Source organism: Mycobacterium interjectum, from assembly GCF_900078675.2.
Taxonomy (GTDB): Bacteria; Actinomycetota; Actinomycetes; order Mycobacteriales; family Mycobacteriaceae; genus Mycobacterium; species Mycobacterium interjectum.
This window is the reverse complement of the sequence record NZ_LT546237.1, coordinates 1,245,419-1,262,203: the sequence shown is the minus strand read 5'-3', so window position 1 is coordinate 1,262,203 and position 16,785 is coordinate 1,245,419. Positions and strand designations below refer to the sequence as shown.

Sequence of the window (16,785 nt, the reverse complement as noted above, 5' to 3'; positions counted from 1 at the left end):
GAAACCGCTCGCCGTTTAGTCAGGAAGTCCGGCCGCTAAGGATTCTGCGGGGCCGGAGCGTTGTGCTGCTCGGCGCCGGCGGTGCCCGGACGAGGGTGCGGCGTCGGACAGGTGCGGCGCGGAAGGCAGCCACAGTTGAGGCCGATGATGCAGGCGCCCCCGCCGACCGGCTGCACGGTGATGGCGCCGCCCCCGTCGCCGCCGGTGGGCGCCACGCCGGACGAAGAGCTCGGTGCGCTGGTCAGCGGCTCACCGGCACCGCCCTGCACGCCGGCGAGGCCCAACCCGACCGCAAAGAACACTGCGGCGCCGCTGCACACCGCGGCCGCCCTGGCTTTGCGATTCGTCATGGTTACCAACTGTAGTTGGCGGTCGCCGGATGCGTACAGCGACACAGGATGCTTTAGTCAAACCCGACGCAAGCTGCCAGCATAGGAGGCGGTGGCCGGTGAGGACCACCCGGATTGACCGGCTTTGGCCGGGGCTGCTTTGCGGCGCCGCCGCCGCGGCGGCCGGCACCACCGCGCTCGACGTGATCACCTACCTGGACATCGCGGTGCGGGGCCGGCCGACGAGCACGACGCCCGAACGAACCGTCGAAGCGATGTCGAGGCTGTTTGGCCTGACGGTGCCCGGGACCGGTGATGTGTTGGCCAACCGGCTCCTCGGCCTCGGCGCGTTGACCGGATATGCCGCGGGCATCGGGATCGGCTTGATTCTCGGGCTGGCGTATGCACTGGGGTGGCGCCCGGGCCTGCTGGTGGCCACGCTGGTCGCGACCGTGATCGCCCTGATCGGCACCAACGGGCCGATGACCGTGCTCGGGGTGACCGATCCGCGCACCTGGGGAGTCGTCGGGTGGATCAGCGATCTGATCCCGCACCTGGGATACGGGTTGGTCACCGCGCTGGTGCTGCACTACTTCTACCGGAATTGGGATCGGTAGCGCCACGCGCGTCGTCCACTTGCGATAGGAACTCTGCGATCGCAAGGAGGAACCCGCGAATGAAGACCAAGGCCGCAGTCCTGCTGTCCGGGGCGCTGGTCGCTCTGTTGCTGCTGTCGCGCTATGTCGCGTTGAGTCGAGCCGGCCTGCCGCTGGGTTGGATGCTTTATCTCGGGCTGCCGATCACCGCGGCCGGCGTGCTGTTCGCGCTGCGGCTCATCAACCTCGGCGCGGGATGGGACGCCGGGAACATGAGGCACCCCGCGCGTCCGATACCGCTTTCGTATCCGGAACCGCCGGTGCCGGTTTCCGAGCGCTTCAGGGAACTCGAGGCGCTGCGCGAAAGCCGCCGCCATCTCCGAGGCCGAGTACTCCGCGCGGCGGCTGCGCATCATGGGCGAGCTGTGACGGGCCCGCCGGCGAAGATGGCCCCTAACCCTGAACCGTAGGGCGGATGACGATCTCGCCGATCTCGACATCGTCGGGTTGCTCGATCGCGAAAGCGATCGCCCGCGCGACCGCCGCCGGTGGCAGCCCGACGGCGCTCATGCTGCGTCGGATTTGGTCACGCAGCGCGGTGTCGTCGATCGACCTGTCGAGTTCCGTGTCAACGAATCCCGGCGATATAGAAGTCGTTCGGATAACGCCGTCGGTCGACTCTTGACGCAGGCCTTCCATGACGGTCCGGACGGCATTCTTCGTGGCCGCGTACACCGCCATGGTGGGCACGATCTTCAGCCCGGCCGTCGACACGGTCGTCACGAAGTGGCCGCGTCCCTGGCTGCGGAAAACCGGTAGGGCCGCGGCGATGCCGTGCAGCACCCCGCGCAGATTCACGTCGATCATCGCCGACCAGCCTTCGGCGTCCAGGTCCGCCATGGGACCGATCTTGCTGATCCCGGCGTTGCTGACCAGGACGTCGACGCAACCGAATTGCTCGGTGGCGGCCGCGATCAGCCGCTCGANCAGCTAGAGGTGTACAAGATACAGGCCAAGGCCCACGCTGCCGCCCCGCGCGGCCAGCAGCCGCGCGGTCGCCTCGCCGATCCCGCTGGTCGCGCCGGTGATCGCGACGACCTTCCCCTCGACGTTGTTCACCGGAGAATCCCCTCGTACACCCCAACGGCGGGGCAAATCCGTTGATGTCTCGTATTGTCTCCTCTGTGCTGATCGGGTTCCTGCTCGCGCTGGGTTGCTCGGTGTGTTACGGCACGGCCTCCGTTCTGCAGGCTGTCGCGACGCGGTCGGTGGAAGCCTCAAGCAAATCGGGCGTCGACGCCGTGCTGCTGATGCGCGCCGTCCGGCAATGGCGCTACGTCGCCGGCATCGGTCTCGACGGCCTCGGGTTCCTGCTCCAGGTGTTGGCGTTGCGTTTGGTGCCAATCTATGTCGTCGCCGCGGCGCTGGCCGCCTCCATCGCGGTCACCGGCATCGTGTCGGCGTGGGTGCTGTCGGCGCGGCTGTCACGGGCCGAGTGGACGGCCGTCGGGGTGGTCTGCATGAGCCTGGCCGCGCTCGCCTGCGCGGCGGGGCCGGGACACTTTCGTCATGCGCCGGCCGGGCTCGGCTGGGCGCTCATCGGCGTGGTCGCCGCGATTTTCGTCGCCGGTGCCGCCGCGGGCCGGTTACACGATCGCGAGCGCGCGCTTGCCCTTGGGTTCGGCGCCGGAAGCGGCTTCGGTGTCGTCGAGGTCGGCGTGCGCCTCATCGACGTGATCGATCCGACCAAGGCCGCCTTCTACACCAATCCGGCCCTGTACGCGGCGGCCGGAGGCGGTGCCGCGGGGTTCCTTTTGCTCACCTCCGCCTTGCATCGCGGATCGGTAACCACGACGGTGGCCGCCATGGTTGTCGGCGAAACGATCGCCCCCGCGCTCGTGGGAGTGGTGTGGCTGGGCGACAGTGCCCGCGACGGTCTCGGCTGGTTGGTCGTCCTCGGATTCGTGGTGGCGGTGTCGGCAACGCTGGTGCTGGCCCGATTCGGCGAAGCCCCCACTCCCGCCGAAGCCGATTAGGGCGCCTCGGCGGCATAGGTGGTGCCGCGCGGCCTGCGCGTCCACAGCACGCCGCCCTGCGCGTCGATGCCGGCGGCGATCAACTCCCGTTTGAGGATTTTGTTGGTGGCCGTCGCCGGCAGGTCGTCGTTGATCCGCACATAGCGCGGCCACGCCTTCGGCGACAGATCGGGTTGTGCGGCAAGGAATTTCTCCAAATCCTCGGGCTGGAAGTCTGTCCCGTCGCGCAGCACGAAGGCCGCCATCACCTGATCGCCGACACGCTCGTCGGGCACGGCGTAGACCACGACCTGGCTGATTTGCGGCAACCGCTCCAGGATCCGCTCGATGGGCGCCGCGGCCAGGTTTTCGCCGTCGACTCGCATCCAATCCGCCGTGCGACCGGCCAGATAGATCCAGCCGTCGGCGTCGCGGTAGGCCAGGTCGCCCGACCAGTACATGCCGTGCCGCATGCGCTGCGCCGTCGCGGACGGATCGTTGTAGTAGCCGGTGAACGGGCCCGCGCCCTGGGTGTTGACGAGTTCGCCGACCGCGTCGTCGAAGTTGGTCAGGGCGCCGTGTTCGTCGAACTTCGCGACCCCGCACTCGGTCAGGGTGCGCGGGTTGTAAATGCCGACCCCGGGGTATGGCTTGCCGATCGACCCCGGCGGGGCGCCGTCCTCGCGGACGACGATCACCGCGAATTCGCTGGAGCCGAAGCTGTCGATGACCCGGCATCCGAAACGCCTTGCGAATTCGTCGATGTCGCGATCGGTGGCCTCGTTGCCGAACGCGATACGCAGCGTCGTGTCGGCGTCGTCAGGACGTTCGGGGGTGGCGAGGATCAACGCGAGAGGCTTGCCGACGTAGTTCAGGTAGGTCACGTTGTGGCGGCGCACGTCGTCGATGAAGCGCGACGGCGAGAACTTGGCCGGCACCATGGTGGCGCCACTGCCGATGGCGACGGCCCACCCGGCGGCGATGCCGTTGGAGTGAAACAGCGGCATCGCCAGGTAGCAGACGTCGTCGGGAGTGACGTCGTACTGGAAGATCAGGCTGGCCCCGCACATGATCGCCATCCCGTGCGCGAACCGGACGGCCTTGGGGTCGCCGCTGGTGCCGGAGGTGAAGATCATCATCAGGGTGTCGGCGGCGGTGACCTCGCGGTGGGCCACCAGCGGCGGCGCCGCGGCCACCATGTCCGCGTAGCGCTGCGCCCCGACGTCGATGACCTGAATTCCGTTGAGATCCAGGCCATCCAGCAGCGGCAGGTGTTCGGCGTCGGCGAGGAGGATCTGGCAGTCGGATCGCCGGATGTCGGCGAGCAGTGCGGCGCCGCGGCGGGTGGTGTTGATGCCGCACAACACGTAGCCGCCCAGCGCGGCGGCCGCCATGGCGCGCAGCATCGCCGGCGAGTTGGTGAGCAGGGCCCCGACGTGCAGCGGACGGGCGGGGTCGGCGAGGCGGATCAGGGCGGCGGCCTCGGCCTCGGCCTCGGTCAGGTGTTGCCGCCACGTCCAGGTCCGGTCGCCGTGTGCGATCGCGGCGGTGTCGTCGTTTCGCCGCCGCCGCAGCAGCTGCTGAACCGTCTCGGGTCCCGGTTGGCTCATCGGGTGGTCAGGACCAATCCGGCGTAGTTCTGATCGGCCACCGCTTCGCAGTGCCGGCGGTAGGTGCCGAATCCCCCGGCGTAGGGCATGAAGATCCGCTTCTTGCCCTCGATATTGGCGCCCAGGTACCACGAGGACGACGCTTTCGGAAACAGCGTCTGCTCGGCGGCTTTCGCGACATGGTCGGTCCAGGCGTCGGCGGCGTCGCGGCGGGGTTCGACCTCGTGCACGCCGAGGCGGCGGGCCGCCAACATCAGCTCGATGACCCAGTCGACCTGAACCTCCGCGTGCAGCACCATGTTGGCCAGCACGGACGGGCTGCCGGGCCCGCTGATAGTGAACAGGTTCGGCAGGCCGGGGACCATGAGGCCGAGAAAAGTCACGGGGCCGTCGGCCCAGATGTCGCGCAACCGGTCGCCCCTGGGCCCACTCGGGTCGATGCGGGTCAGCGCGCCGGTCAGCGCGTCGAATCCGGTCGCAAAGACCAAGACGTCGCAGGGATAGGTCGCTGCACCGGTTCGCACTCCCTCAGGGACGATCGCGTCGATGGGCTCGCGGCGCAGGTTCACCAGCCGGACGTTGTCGCGGTTGAAGGTCGCGTAATAGCCGGCGTCGGTGCAGATCCGCTTCGTCCCGATCGGGTGATCGTCCGGGATCAAGTCCGCGGCGACGACGGGATCGTTGACGATCTCGCGGATGCGCTCCTCCGCGAACTCCCGCGCGATGTCGTTGGCGGCCGGGTCGGAATTCTGGTCTGGGAAGGTCTTGGCGAACAGCACGCCACCCTCGCGCCAGCGACGCCACAGGGCTTCGATCCGCTCGTGCGGTTCGGCTTCGAGCGCCTTTTTGTGGTAGGTGCCATGCGGCGTGCCCGCCGACGCGTAGGCCGACATCCGGCGCCGCTCGGGGTACTCCTCCCGGATCCGTAGCTGTTCTTCCGCCGACCACGGACGGTTGGGCATCGGGATGCTGTAATTCGCCGATCGCTGGAACACCACCAGCCGCTCGGCCTGGCCGGCGATGACCGGAACCGCTTGAATGCCGGACGAACCCGTGCCGATCAGCCCGACCCGCTTGCCGCGCAGGTCGGGATCCTCGCGGGGCCACGCGGCCGTGAAGTACACCTCGCCGGCGAAATCGTCGACGCCGGGGATATCGGGGCGGTTCACCGCCGACAGACAGCCCGTCGCGCACACGAGAAACTGCGCCGCGTGCGTCTCGCCGCCCTCCGAAACATCACGGGTGCGGACGCGCCAGCCTCCCGCCTCCCCGTCGAATTCCGCCCCGATCACATCGACGCCGAACCGGTAGTGGCGGCGTAGGTCGAAGCGGTCGGCCACGTGGCGCAGATAGGCCAGGATCTCCGGCTGCGCGGCGAAACGCTCGCTCCACGTCCAGCTCTGCTGCAGCGCATCGTCGAATGAGTAGGAGTAGTCGACGCTTTCGACGTCGCACCGCGCGCCCGGGTACCGGTTCCAATACCAGGTGCCACCCACGTCGGGTGCCGCCTCGATGCCGATCACCGACAGGCCCGCCGAGACGGCCCGGCGCACGGCGTAAAGTCCGGCGAATCCCGCGCCGATGACGATGACGTCGGTCTCGGTCATTTCGATCCGCATCGAGCTCGGTCCAGCAACTCCCGCAGGTCGCCGCACACCAGCTCGCGCGCCGCGGTGGCCGGCGGGAAGGACTGAATCGTCATGAAGCCGTGGAACAATCCGGGGAAATCACGGTGCACGACTCGCACGCCCGCGTTGCGCAGGCGGCGCGCGTAATCGCATCCCTCGCTGTGCAACGGATCCAGGCCGGCGGTCACGACCACCGCGGGCGGCAGGTCCGCGAAACTATCCGCGCGCGCCGGCGCAACCAGCCAGGGCGGGTCGAAAAGCCGCTCATCGCCCAGGTATTGACGCCAATACCACTGCATCGTGGCCCGCGTGTTGAAACACCCCGCGCCGTAGCGGTGGTAGCTGTCCGTGTCGAACGACGGATCGACGGCCGGGTAGAGCAACAGCTGGGCGGCGGGCCGGGCGACGCCTCGTTCGCGACACAGGATCGCGGTGACCGCGGCCAGGTTTCCGCCGGCGCTGTCGCCGGCGACCGCGGTCCGCGTCGCGTCGATGCCGAGGCCGTCCGCGTGTTCGATCACCCAGCGGAACGCGGCGAAAGCGTCCAGCGCCGCCGCGGGTGCGGGGTGCTCCGGCGCCAGCCGATACCCGACGGAGACGACGACGGCTTGGCTGCCGCGCGCCAGGGATCGGCAGAAGCCGTCGTGGGATTCGATGTCGCAGAAGACGAATCCGCCGCCGTGGTAGAACACGATGCCGGGGCGGTGTCCGAGTTCGCCGTGCGGGTGGTAGATCCGCACGGGGATGGCGCCCGCGGGGCCCGGGGCGGAGTGGTCGATGGTGTTGCGGACGTCGTCGATGTTGTTGGCCGGCACCCGCCGCGCGGCGACGGCGGCCCGCGCCTGCGCACCGGTCATCGACTCGACACGGGGGAATCCGGCGTTCAACTCGCGCAACATCGCCTGCACCGTGTCGTCGATGGCATCGTTGCCATGGTCCATGTGCGCCTCCGCCCGCACGGTTGCGCCGGTCAAGCCGGCCGGTACTTCAGCAAGGTGATTCCGCTGTCAAGATCGTAGAACACCGGCCGTACCCGCATTCCGATTCGAATGTCGGCCGTGTCGACCTCCACCAATTCGGTGCTGATCCGTGGCCCGGCATCCCACTGCACCACCGCGAGCAGCTGCGGCACCGCGTCCGCCCAGGGCGGGCCGGTGGGTCTGCGGGCCACGGTGTAGGTGTACAACGTTCCCGCGCCGTCGATTTCGCGCCACTGAAGGTCGTCGGCGAGCGAACCCGGCGCGAGGGTCCGGGGATAGAAGACGTAGCGCCCCAGCGAAGGCGAATACTGCACGACGATGCGGTGCCGCGCCAGGCCGTCCCAAAAGGGCCGGGAGACCGGGGTGGGCTCGGGAACGGGATATTCGGCGGTCACTTGCGCCGCTCCTCTCCCCCGCGAGCGGGAGGTACCCCCACATCGCTTCGTCCCCCGCAAGCGGGAGGTACCCCCTCTGCATCGTCGCCGGCGCGGGTCACCGCTAATCCCCCCGCATCAGCAGCGCGACCTGCTCGCTCATGATCCCGCCGTTGCCGGTGACGAACCCGGTGTGGCAGTCGCGCACCTGCGCGTCGCCGGCGCGCCCCATGATCTGGCGCGCCGCGTCGACCACGTGGTGCATGCCGCCGGCCATCCCGGCCTGCCCGAAGGACAGTTGGCCGCCTGCGGTGTTGAGCGGGAAGTCGCCGCGGTGGGTCAGGTCGTGTTCGGTAACCCAGGACATGCCATCGCCTTTGGCGCAGAAGCCGGCGTCTTCCAGGCTCATCAACACCGTGATGGTGTAGCAGTCGTAGATCGACGCGACATCGACGTCGGTGCGGCTCAGCCCGGCCATCGCGAACGCCCTGTCGGCGGCGCGGGCGATCGGCGTGCGTAACAGGTCCGCCGCGTAGGTGGGGGTCTTGAACGCGATGTGCTCACCGAAGCCCTTGATCCACACCGGGCGATGGCGGCTTCGCCGCGCGATGTCGGCGCTGGCGATCAACACCCCGGCTCCCCCGTGCACCCGCATCACCGTCTCGAGCATGTGGATCGGATCGGCGATCATGGGGCTGGCGAGAACGTGGTCGACCGTGATCGGGGAGCCGTGGAAAACCGCGCCGGGATGCGCACATGCGTTGGTGCGCTGGTCGACCGCGATCTTGGCGACGGCGGCGGGATCGTAGCCGAACTCGGCGGCATAGCGCTGGGCGATTTGGGCGTACGGCGCGTTTTGGCCCACGTTGCCGTACGGGATCTCGAATTCGGCCTGGGGTGACCCATAGTTGTTCGACGATGCCCCATACCAATTCGGGGCCGGTGGCGGCCTCCTTTCGGATTGCGGCTGCGCGGCCGAACCGGGGACCACCGCCAGCACCGCGTCGCAGATGCCGAGCTCCACGGCGGCCGCCGCCCGCCAGACCATTCCCGCCGAGGTCGCCCCGCCCAGGTCGACGCGTTCCCCGAAATCCAGGGCCAGGCCCAGGTATTCGCACAGGGTGGCGGGCGCGAACATCGCGGATTCGGCGACGCCGTGGGTGAGCAGGCCGTTGACACACGCGGCGTCGACGCCGGCGTCCTCGATGACCAGCTTCGAAAGGAGCGCGTACTGGTCGAGGGTGAACCGCGGGGGGCCGGTGGGGCGCCGTTCGGCGGGCAGCTCGGCGATGCCGATGACGGCCGCCTCGCCACGCAGTCCCGTCATGACGGCGTTCCGCGCCGGGGCAGCTCGACCGTCGCGGTTCCGGGCATCAGCACGGTGGTGTCGCGGCGGCCGGAGATCTCGAGATCGACCAGCCCCGCGCCGCTTTCGCCGAGGCGCTTGCCGGTGACCTCGCCACCGAAGCTGAGCGGCTGGCCGGGATACGCGACCGCCCGGTTCTGCACCGAGAAGGACACCAGGCGGCCGCGCCCACCGATCCAGTCGCCGATCGCGCGGGCCAGCAGCGCCGCCTGCAGCGGGCCCTGGACCAACACGTCGTCGTAGCCTTCCACCATGCGGGCCCATTCCTTGTCGTAGTGGATGCGGTGGCCGTTGTAGGTGGCGGCGCTGAAGAAAAAGAGCTGCGTCTCGTCGACGGTGACGGTCAGCGTTGGCATGTGGTCGCCGACGGCGATGTCGTCATAGAACACCTGTGGGTCGGTCATCGTGCTCCTAGGGACGGGCGATCATCGAGGTCGAGGCTTCGGCGAGCAGTTCGCGGTGCTGGTTGCGGTACACCGTGTGCCAGGTGACCAGGACGAATCTGCCCGAGCGGCCCTGCTTTTCGACGATGGACTCGATGGTGCGGGTCATCTCGATCTCGTCGCGGTGGTAGGCCGGCAGGTGGAAGGCGAAGCTCTCACCACCGGCCATCCGCTTGGGGGCGCGGGGAAACGCGAGGCCGCCGGAGACCGCGCCGGAGGATCCGTCGGGCCGCAGCGCCTCGAGGTGCGTGACGCCCAGTACGGCGTATTGCAGGAACAAAGGGGGACAGATGATGTCGCGAAACCCGTTGGCACAGGCATATTCCGGGTCGAACCAGAGCGGGTTGTGGTCACCGACGGCCGCCGCCCAGCGCTGCCAATCGCGCCGGTTCACCTCCCCCGTGGCCGATGCGGCGACGGTGCCCACCCGCGACGCCGATTCGGCGTCGATCAGGGTGTCCTCACTCACCGGCGCTCCCTTCGTCGATCGTCTCTTCCAGCCATGCCGCGGCGACGTCGGCTCCGCCGCCGAGCGTCGCACCCAGCCGCGCCCGTTCGCTCCACAGGTGCAGGTCGGTCTCGGTGACGTAGCCCATCCCGCCGTGCAGTTGGTGGGCGTCCTGGGTGATCAGCCGCGCGGCGGCGGCGGCGCGCATGCGTGCGATCGCGGTTGCCCTGCTCGCAAGGTGACCGCGTCCCAGCCAGAAGACCGCCGAATGCGCGGTCAGTCGCGCGGCGGCCAGGGCGATGCGCATGTTGGCGATCAGGTGCTGCGCCGCCTGGAAGGACGCGATCGGGCGGCCGAACTGGTGACGCAGCTTGGTGTAGTCGACGGTGCGGTCCAGCACCGCCTCTCCGACGCCCACCAGGTCGACCGAGCCCAGCGCCACCGAGGTGTTCGCGACGCGGCGCAGCAGCGGCCGGTCGGCGTGTCCGAGCAGCGCGCCGGCGTCGNTCCATGCATCTTATACAGATCTAGTGGAGAAAAAGACACGGGAGAGACCGAGCGCGCCACAGGCCTCCGTAAAGAAGACGGCCAGCCCCTCCAGCGACCCACCGAAACCGCCGTATTGCTCGGCAATGGCCAACCCGAAAATTCCCGCGTCGGACAACGCCTTCCACAATGCCGGCGTGGTTCGGTCGGCGTCGGGTTCGTGCAGCCCGCGCACCAGCCCGACGGTGCTCTCCGCGGCCAGCAGCGCGCGCAACATCGAGGCGAACTCGCGCCGCTCGGCGCTGGGCCTAACGTCCATACGAGGGCATTCCGTGGCCGCGCTGGGCGATGATGTCGCGCAGGACCTCGTTGGTGCCGCCACCGAAACGCATCAACGGGGCGGCGCGGTACAGCCGTTCGAACTTGCCGGACAGCGGCGCGTCCTGGCCGCGATGCGTGAGCAGGCCGTCGGGCCCCAGCAGGTCGAGCGCCAGGTCGGCGATGCGCTGGCGGAGTTCGCTGGTGAAGACCTTCTCCACGCTGACCTCCACGGTGGGGATGACGCCGCCGTCCAGGATCGATGCGGCCTCGTAGCCCATCAGCGTGGCCACCTCCACGTCGGCCTCGGCGAGCGCCAGGCGACGCCGCAGCGCCGGGTCGTGCGCGGGCACCGTGCCGTCACGCCGTGGGCTTCGCGCCAGCCGATGCAAGTCGTCGACGGCGCGGCGCAGGTCGCCTGCGTTGGTCAGCGCGCCGCGCTCCAGATCGAGCGCGCCGGTGATGTATGTCCACCCCCGATTGACTTCGCCGATCAGATTGGTGACCGGGACCCGCACGTCGCGGAAGTGCACCTCGTTGGTGCGATAGCCCGACCAGGCGTAGAGCGGACGGATCTGGACACCCGGGCTGCCGATCGGCACGATGATGACCGAAATCCCCCTGTGCCGCACCGCATCGGGATCGGTTCGCACACAAAGCCATTCGTGGGTGGCGCGCTGCGCCCCGCTGTTCCAGATCTTGGTGCCGTTGATCACCCATTCCTGGCCGTCGAGCGTCGCCCGGGTGCGCAGGTTCGCCAAATCGGTTCCCGCGTCGGGTTCGGAATAGCCCACGGCGCAGATCATTTCGCCTTTGGCGATCAACGGCAGCCAGTCGTTCTTGTTTCGCTCGGTGCCGTGGCGCATGATCATCGGCGCCACCGAGGTGACCGTGAGGTCGGGTCCGGGCACACCCCAATACTCGAACTCGCTCATCAGCAGGTGCTGATGAACGGCGCCCAACCCGAGCCCCCCGTACTCGCGCGGCCAGTTCAGCCCGAACCAACCCTTCTCGCCGATCTTGCGCCGAAACCGTGCCACCTCGCCGTCGGGCAGCTCCAGATCATGCTGCCCGAGTTCGGCGCGCAATCCGGCGGTGACGTTCTCGCGGAGGAAATCCCGAACCTCGGCCAGCCAAGCGCGTTGCCCGGCGTCGAGTTCGAAATCCATGCCGGCCCACCTCACCCTTCCCTCAGGCGGCGTCAGCCTAACGCCACGGCGAAATTCCGTGCGCCATTTCGGCCTGACGTTACGCCCGGCGTGCCTTTCGTATCGGCAGACCCACTTCGTTGACACCCGTCATTGACAGGCGCCAGCGAGTCGCGATAGGTTCGCCGTCGTGGGCTCGCAGGTTCTCAATGCCCGGGAGGCGCAGCGGTTGCAACCCCGGGCCCGCCTCTTCGACGCCGCGGTCGCCGAGATCGGCCGGACCGGGCTGGCGGGCACGGACGTCGCCGCCATCGCCGCGGCCGTGGGCGTCGCGCGGGGCACGTTCTATTTCCATTTCCCGACCAAGGAGCACGTCCTGGTCGAGCTGGAGCGCAGCGAGGAAGCCAAGATCGTGGCGCAGCTCGCCGACCGGACGGACCACCACGGCGACCTGATGTCGATGCTCACCTCGCTGGTGCGCCAGGTGCTCGCCGCCGAGCAGCGGCTGGGCCCCGTCGTCTTCAGGGACATGCTGGCGCTGCACTTCTCCGCCACCCGCCCGGTCGGCGATCAGCTCGACGAGCATCCACTGGCCGAGTTCGTCATCGCCGCCCTCACCCAAGCCCAAGGCGCGCGGCGGCTGCCCCGGGATGCGGACGCGCGCGAGCTCGGCGTGATTTTCCTGACCGGGCTGTTCGCGTTGCTGGCCACCGGCGGAACGGCGCCCGGGGATCGCGCGGCGCTCTTGGACCGCTACGTGAAGACCATCGTCCACGGAATGGAGGCAGCATGACCGGCACAGGTATCGAGGGCTACCGGGAGTACCTCGCGCATCGGGACGGCGACGCCGATCTGCTGCATCGCCGGCTCGCCAACCGCGAGGACTTTTTCGCATCGCTGGAGGCCGACCCGGTTCGCTCTCACCGGCCGATCGATCGGCAGGTGTTCCTGCGCAACCTGCGGCGCCGCCGGCCCGAGCCCGCGCTCCCGCGCGAGATGCTGTTCCTCCTCGCCACCGCGAAACTCAACCAGGCGGAGCGATTCGGCGTGGACCTGGGCGATACGTACGGGCGCATCGGCGGTGAGGACAAGCCGCCCGAGGGCGTCTACCTCGCGCTCGAGGAGCACTATCACACCCGCCTGTTGGCTTACGTGCTCGACGTGTTCGGCCTGCCGTTCCACGTGGTGGTGCCGCCCTTTGTGATGCGCCAGTTCGTGAAGATGGAAGTGTTCCTGCCCGAGCGCTTCGGGTTCCCGTTCGTGGGCGCCGCGGAAATGGCGGGCTGCATCATGTTCGACGAGTTGCGCCGCGTCGGCGTCGAACTGTTTGCCGACGAACCGGAGGTGGCCGCACGGATCGACCGGCTCTACGCCGAGATCCTCACCGACGAGTTGGGCCACGTCGGCTACTGCGCGGCGCGTTGCTCGCCCGCCGAGCGCGCGTTGATGCGTCGGCTCTACCCGCTTTTCGGGCGGCTCTTTGCCCGCCAGACCGCCGAGATCCGGCTGCTCACCGATCCCGGCACGCTGCACGCGCGCCTCGATGCGCCATTCGACGTCGAAGGCCTGGCCGCCGGGGTGTCGAACGAAACGTTCGTCGCCGCGCGGCCCTGACTACCGGCCCCGCCAGCTGCCGGCGGCCAGCTCCAGCAGCCGGACGACCGCGTCGTCGGCCCGTGTCCGGCGCACGGCGACGATCCGGGTGACGAGGCTAGGCAGGTCGTCGCAAAGCCTTCGATACACGATCTGGGGGTGCCGCATCGCCAGCATCTGCTCGGGCACGAGGCAGGCGGCAAGCCCGGCGATGGGGTACGCCATCATTGCCGACAATTCGTCGGTGTACGCCGCGACGTGGGGACTGACGCCGGCCTCGCGAAATGCGCTGAGCAGCTGGGTGGCGACTCCGGGGAGCGACTGCCGCGACGGCAGCACCACCGGCTCGTCGCGCAGGTCGGCCAGCGCCACCGCGCGTTTCCCGGCCAGCCGGTGCTGCTTCGGCAGGACGACCACCGTTCTCTCGCGGCCGATTTCGCCGACGACCAGTCCATCGCCGCCCTCGACAGGACCGCGAGTGAAGGCCACATCGAGTTGGCCGGACCGAACCGCGTCGGACATGTGCGCGGTTCGCGCCAGAACCAGGTGCAACGTCAGCTCGGGCAGCGCGTCCGCGCTCGCGCGGAGCAGCCCGGGCACGAACCGGTAGGCCAGGCTGACCGCGAAGCCGATGTGGACGACGCCCTCCAGGCCGGTCGCGACCCGCCGGGTGCGCCTGATGGCCGCTTCGTGCGCGGCGCTCAGGCGCTCCGCATCCTCACGAAACGACCGTCCGGCGGCGGTCAGCTCGACACCTCGCGGGGTGCGGTCGAACAACGTGACGCCCATTGCCCGTTCGAGTCGCTGGATCGCCTGGGTCAGCGGCGGCTGGGTCATCGACAGGCGCCGCGCCGCGCGGCCGATGTTGCGCTCGTCGGCCACCGCGAGGAACTGCTCGAGAAGCCGTTGGCTCAATTCCATATCCGACAGCATATGGAGTCCGGGATAAGAACGTATTGGACGATATCGCCTCGGCGTCGTTGACTGGAAGCACGCGGAAAAGGGAGGGGCGGATCCATGAGTGACACATCCGATTTCGGCACATTCGGCCGGTTCGTCGAGACGCCGGTGGCCGAGATGCCGCCGGAAATGAAGGCGGCCTACGACTTCACCCGCGAACTGCGCGGACTGGTGCCCGGCCCGCACAAGATCTGGCTCGCCAACCCCGCCCTGGCCAGGACGATCGTGCCGACCGGCGCCTACTTCCAACGCCAATCCACGTTGACGAAGGCGGAGATCGAGATCGCCACCAACATCGTCAACGGCCGCTGGCGTTCGCCCTACGCCAACTATGAGCACGAGATCATCGGAGAGCGCGCCGGACACCTCGACCCGCGCCGGGTCGAGGCCCTGATCGCCGGGCTACCCACGTCGTTCGAGGACCCGCGCCAACAAGTCGTCTATGAGCTCGCGTCGGCGCTGGTCGCCCCGCGCGTCGTACCTCTGGGGATGTACCGGCGCGCCAAGGAGTTGCTCGGTGACGCCGGCATCGTGGACGTCGCGGTGCTGCTGGGCTGGTTCACCATGGTGTGTATGACGCTGGGCGCGTTCGACGTTCCGGCCGACGCCGACGGGTTGGAGCAGTAGCCATGGCCCTGTCCCCGTTGCCCACCGTCACGCTGACACCCGTCGCATTCTTCCCGCAGTGGTATTTCCCGGAAAACCTCGCGGTGCGCGCCGATCAGTCGATCCTCGTCACCGACGTCATGCACAAAGAGCTGTGGTGGGTGCCGCGGGCAGATCATGCGGCGGTAGTCGAACCGGTCCTGGTGCACACCTTCGATCACCCGGTCACCGGGATCGCGGAGGTGGCGCCCGACGTGTTCATCGTCTGTCTCACCGAGGGCTACACCACGCATGAATCGCACTTGGCGAGAATCGATTTCACCGGCTGGGCACCGGGCGCGGCGGTGTCGCCGGAGCTGATCTACACCTTCGACGACCGTGTCCGCGCCCCTAACGGCAGCTGCGTGCTGGGTCCGGACGTGTTGGCGATCGCCGACTGCTTCGCCGGGCTCATCTGGCGCGTCGACCTCGCCGACGACGCGCGCAGCGCCACGGCCCGGGTGTGGCTGGCCGACGACACCATGGGCGACGACCCCGACAGCGGCGTGCCTCCCCCGCCGCAGCCCGGCGTGAACGGCGTCCGGTACGGCGCGCGCACCGGTCACCTGTACTACACCTCGACCGCGCAGCGGGTGTTCATGCGCGTCCCCGTGGATCCGGCCACCCTCGACCCGGCCGGGCCGGCGCAGTTCGTCGCCGCCATCGACAACGCCGACGACTTCTGCCTCGACGAGGATGCCGGATTCGCCTATGTCACCAGGCATCGCGCCAACACCCTCGACCGGGTGCCGCTGGCGCCCCGGCACGGCAGCGAGGTGCGCCACATCGCCGGCCACCCGTTCGACGCAACGCTGGTCGGACCGTCCAGCGCCGCCTGGGGCCGCGGCCCCGGCGACCATGGCCGCGTCGCCTACGTCACGACCGACGGCGGGACCACGGCTCCCCCGGAAGGCATCGTCCGTCAAGCCGCGCTGCTGCGCGTCGAGCTGCGTTACGCGGACCGGCCATGAGGCGTCGCAGCGAGATGGTCACCGCCGGCGCTGCATCGATCGAGACCTATGTCGATGGACGCGGTCCGGCGGTGGTCATCATCCCGTCCTACGGCCGGGACGGCGCCAAGGACTTCGACTCGCTCACAGCGACACTCGTCAATGCCGGCTACCGTGTGCTGCGCCCACAACCGCGCGGCATCGGGCGCTCGGTTGGCCCGATGAGCGACGTGGGCTTCGACGACATGGCCGACGACATCGCGGCGGTGATCGAGACCCTCGCCGAGCAACCCGCGGTCGTTGTCGGCCACGCCTTCGGGAACTTCGTCGCCCGCGCCACCGCGGTGCACCATCGCGACAAGGTCGCCGCGGTGGTCCTCGCCGCGGCGGCCGGGAAAACCGTTGCACCGGAGGTCAACTCGGCCCCGATGCGCGCCGGTGACCTGTCCCTGCCCGAGGCCGAGCGGCTGGCCGCGCTGCGCCTGGCGTTCTTCGCGCCCGGCCACGACCCGTCGATCTGGCTCGACGGCTGGTACCCCGAAACCCTCGCCATGCAGGTCGAGTGCGCCCGCGAGGCCGACGTGGATCGTTACCGGGGTGCGGGCGACGCGCCCGTGCTCGAGATCATCGCCGCCCTGGACCCCTTCCACCAGCGGGCGGAATGGGCCGACCTGCGCACCCGCTACGGCGAGCGCATCACCTCGACCGTGATCGAGGACGCCAGCCACGCCCTGTTCCCCGAACAGCCCGAGCGGGTCGCCAGGGCGATCGAGGGCTATCTGCGGGTTCACGGCGGCGCCATCAGATAGCTCCCCGTCTGTAAAAACCCTGTCAAACTCCCGTAAACACGCTTCGCCACCGTCGCGGATGAGGTCTCTGGCTGCAAAAATTCTCTT

Annotated in this window: 20 protein-coding genes and 2 pseudogenes; 8 read left to right on the top strand and 14 right to left on the bottom strand. The window is 69.0% G+C overall.

Annotation, left to right across the window (positions count from 1 at the left end; translation table 11 throughout):
• Positions 1 to 35 precede the first annotated feature (35 nt).
• Positions 36 to 350, bottom strand: a complete 315-nt coding sequence (locus BN4348_RS40285; RefSeq protein ID WP_142308693.1) for a hypothetical protein — start codon at positions 348 to 350, stop codon at positions 36 to 38.
• A 98-nt stretch (positions 351 to 448) separates the two neighbouring features.
• Here BN4348_RS40285 and BN4348_RS40280 point away from each other — a divergent pair, with 98 nt between their 5' ends.
• Both BN4348_RS40280 and BN4348_RS40275 read left to right on the top strand, forming a co-directional pair.
• Positions 449 to 946, top strand: coding sequence for a hypothetical protein (locus tag BN4348_RS40280; protein ID WP_066912251.1), 498 nt, complete (start codon positions 449 to 451; stop codon positions 944 to 946).
• A gap of 59 nt (positions 947 to 1,005) precedes the next feature.
• Complete coding sequence (locus BN4348_RS40275; RefSeq protein WP_066912249.1) at positions 1,006 to 1,395, top strand: hypothetical protein; 390 nt, start codon at positions 1,006 to 1,008, stop codon at positions 1,393 to 1,395.
• Here the strand turns inward: BN4348_RS40275 and BN4348_RS40270 are convergent.
• Positions 1,379 to 2,044, bottom strand: a pseudogene (locus BN4348_RS40270) (SDR family oxidoreductase). The gene BN4348_RS40275 and the pseudogene BN4348_RS40270 sit on opposite strands and share 17 nt — an antisense overlap.
• A 53-nt stretch (positions 2,045 to 2,097) precedes the next feature.
• Between BN4348_RS40270 and BN4348_RS40265 the strand changes: the two are divergent.
• Positions 2,098 to 2,961, top strand: a complete 864-nt coding sequence (locus tag BN4348_RS40265; protein ID WP_096866270.1) for a DMT family transporter — start codon at positions 2,098 to 2,100, stop codon at positions 2,959 to 2,961.
• Here BN4348_RS40265 and fadD1 read toward each other — a convergent pair.
• The 11 genes and pseudogenes from fadD1 to BN4348_RS40220 form a co-directional block, all read right to left on the bottom strand.
• The gene (gene fadD1, locus BN4348_RS40260; protein ID WP_066912243.1) at positions 2,958 to 4,550 is read right to left on the bottom strand and encodes a fatty-acid--CoA ligase FadD1; all 1,593 of its coding nucleotides are present in this window, start codon (positions 4,548 to 4,550) and stop codon (positions 2,958 to 2,960) included. The two genes, BN4348_RS40265 and fadD1, sit on opposite strands and share 4 nt — an antisense overlap.
• The gene (locus tag BN4348_RS40255; RefSeq protein ID WP_066912240.1) at positions 4,547 to 6,157 is read right to left on the bottom strand and encodes a flavin-containing monooxygenase; all 1,611 of its coding nucleotides are present in this window, start codon (positions 6,155 to 6,157) and stop codon (positions 4,547 to 4,549) included. The genes fadD1 and BN4348_RS40255 overlap by 4 nt, the downstream gene beginning before the upstream one ends.
• On the bottom strand, positions 6,154 to 7,119 hold the full coding sequence (locus BN4348_RS40250) for an alpha/beta hydrolase (RefSeq protein ID WP_066912620.1): 966 nt from the start codon (positions 7,117 to 7,119) through the stop codon (positions 6,154 to 6,156). The genes BN4348_RS40255 and BN4348_RS40250 overlap by 4 nt, the downstream gene beginning before the upstream one ends.
• A gap of 29 nt (positions 7,120 to 7,148) precedes the next feature.
• Positions 7,149 to 7,553 (bottom strand): Zn-ribbon domain-containing OB-fold protein, encoded by a 405-nt coding sequence (locus BN4348_RS40245; RefSeq protein ID WP_066912236.1) that lies wholly within the window; start codon positions 7,551 to 7,553, stop codon positions 7,149 to 7,151.
• A 29-nt stretch (positions 7,554 to 7,582) separates the two neighbouring features.
• Positions 7,583 to 7,654 (bottom strand): annotated as a pseudogene (locus tag BN4348_RS62790) (hypothetical protein); the annotation flags it as partial.
• Between the two features lie 2 nt (positions 7,655 to 7,656).
• Positions 7,657 to 8,859: a thiolase family protein gene (locus BN4348_RS40240; RefSeq protein WP_066912233.1), complete on the bottom strand. Its 1,203-nt coding sequence runs from the start codon at positions 8,857 to 8,859 to the stop codon at positions 7,657 to 7,659.
• Positions 8,856 to 9,302, bottom strand: a complete 447-nt coding sequence (locus BN4348_RS40235) for a MaoC family dehydratase (RefSeq protein ID WP_066912230.1) — start codon at positions 9,300 to 9,302, stop codon at positions 8,856 to 8,858. The genes BN4348_RS40240 and BN4348_RS40235 overlap by 4 nt, the downstream gene beginning before the upstream one ends.
• 7 nt (positions 9,303 to 9,309) lie before the next feature.
• Positions 9,310 to 9,810 carry a MaoC family dehydratase gene (locus BN4348_RS40230; RefSeq protein ID WP_066912227.1) on the bottom strand — a complete coding sequence of 167 codons (501 nt, stop codon included), beginning with the start codon at positions 9,808 to 9,810 and terminating at the stop codon, positions 9,310 to 9,312.
• A complete protein-coding gene (locus BN4348_RS62785; protein WP_407937903.1) occupies positions 9,803 to 10,231 on the bottom strand; it encodes an acyl-CoA dehydrogenase family protein in 429 nt (142 codons plus the stop codon). The genes BN4348_RS40230 and BN4348_RS62785 overlap by 8 nt, the downstream gene beginning before the upstream one ends.
• A gap of 75 nt (positions 10,232 to 10,306) precedes the next feature.
• On the bottom strand, positions 10,307 to 10,594 hold the full coding sequence (locus BN4348_RS62780; protein ID WP_407937902.1) for an acyl-CoA dehydrogenase family protein: 288 nt from the start codon (positions 10,592 to 10,594) through the stop codon (positions 10,307 to 10,309).
• Positions 10,584 to 11,762, bottom strand: a complete 1,179-nt coding sequence (locus BN4348_RS40220; protein ID WP_066912224.1) for an acyl-CoA dehydrogenase family protein — start codon at positions 11,760 to 11,762, stop codon at positions 10,584 to 10,586. Before BN4348_RS40220 ends, BN4348_RS62780 begins: the two co-directional genes overlap by 11 nt.
• A 169-nt stretch (positions 11,763 to 11,931) precedes the next feature.
• Between BN4348_RS40220 and BN4348_RS40215 the strand changes: the two genes are divergently transcribed.
• On the top strand, positions 11,932 to 12,534 hold the full coding sequence (locus BN4348_RS40215) for a TetR/AcrR family transcriptional regulator (protein ID WP_066912221.1): 603 nt from the start codon (positions 11,932 to 11,934) through the stop codon (positions 12,532 to 12,534).
• On the top strand, positions 12,531 to 13,355 hold the full coding sequence (locus BN4348_RS40210) for a hypothetical protein (RefSeq protein WP_066912218.1): 825 nt from the start codon (positions 12,531 to 12,533) through the stop codon (positions 13,353 to 13,355). Before BN4348_RS40215 ends, BN4348_RS40210 begins: the two co-directional genes overlap by 4 nt.
• Here BN4348_RS40210 and BN4348_RS40205 read toward each other — a convergent pair whose 3' ends face one another.
• Positions 13,356 to 14,255 (bottom strand): LysR family transcriptional regulator, encoded by a 900-nt coding sequence (locus tag BN4348_RS40205; protein ID WP_066912618.1) that lies wholly within the window; start codon positions 14,253 to 14,255, stop codon positions 13,356 to 13,358.
• A gap of 96 nt (positions 14,256 to 14,351) precedes the next feature.
• Here BN4348_RS40205 and BN4348_RS40200 point away from each other — a divergent pair, with 96 nt between their 5' ends.
• Genes BN4348_RS40200 through BN4348_RS40190 form a run of 3 tightly spaced genes read left to right on the top strand, consistent with a single transcriptional unit; the run spans position 14,352 to position 16,698 of the window.
• The gene (locus tag BN4348_RS40200) at positions 14,352 to 14,921 is read left to right on the top strand and encodes a carboxymuconolactone decarboxylase family protein (protein WP_066912215.1); all 570 of its coding nucleotides are present in this window, start codon (positions 14,352 to 14,354) and stop codon (positions 14,919 to 14,921) included.
• Between the two features lie 2 nt (positions 14,922 to 14,923).
• Positions 14,924 to 15,910 (top strand): SMP-30/gluconolactonase/LRE family protein, encoded by a 987-nt coding sequence (locus tag BN4348_RS40195; protein WP_066912209.1) that lies wholly within the window; start codon positions 14,924 to 14,926, stop codon positions 15,908 to 15,910.
• Positions 15,907 to 16,698, top strand: a complete 792-nt coding sequence (locus BN4348_RS40190) for an alpha/beta fold hydrolase (RefSeq protein WP_084454125.1) — start codon at positions 15,907 to 15,909, stop codon at positions 16,696 to 16,698. Before BN4348_RS40195 ends, BN4348_RS40190 begins: the two co-directional genes overlap by 4 nt.
• Positions 16,699 to 16,785: the final 87 nt, after the last annotated feature.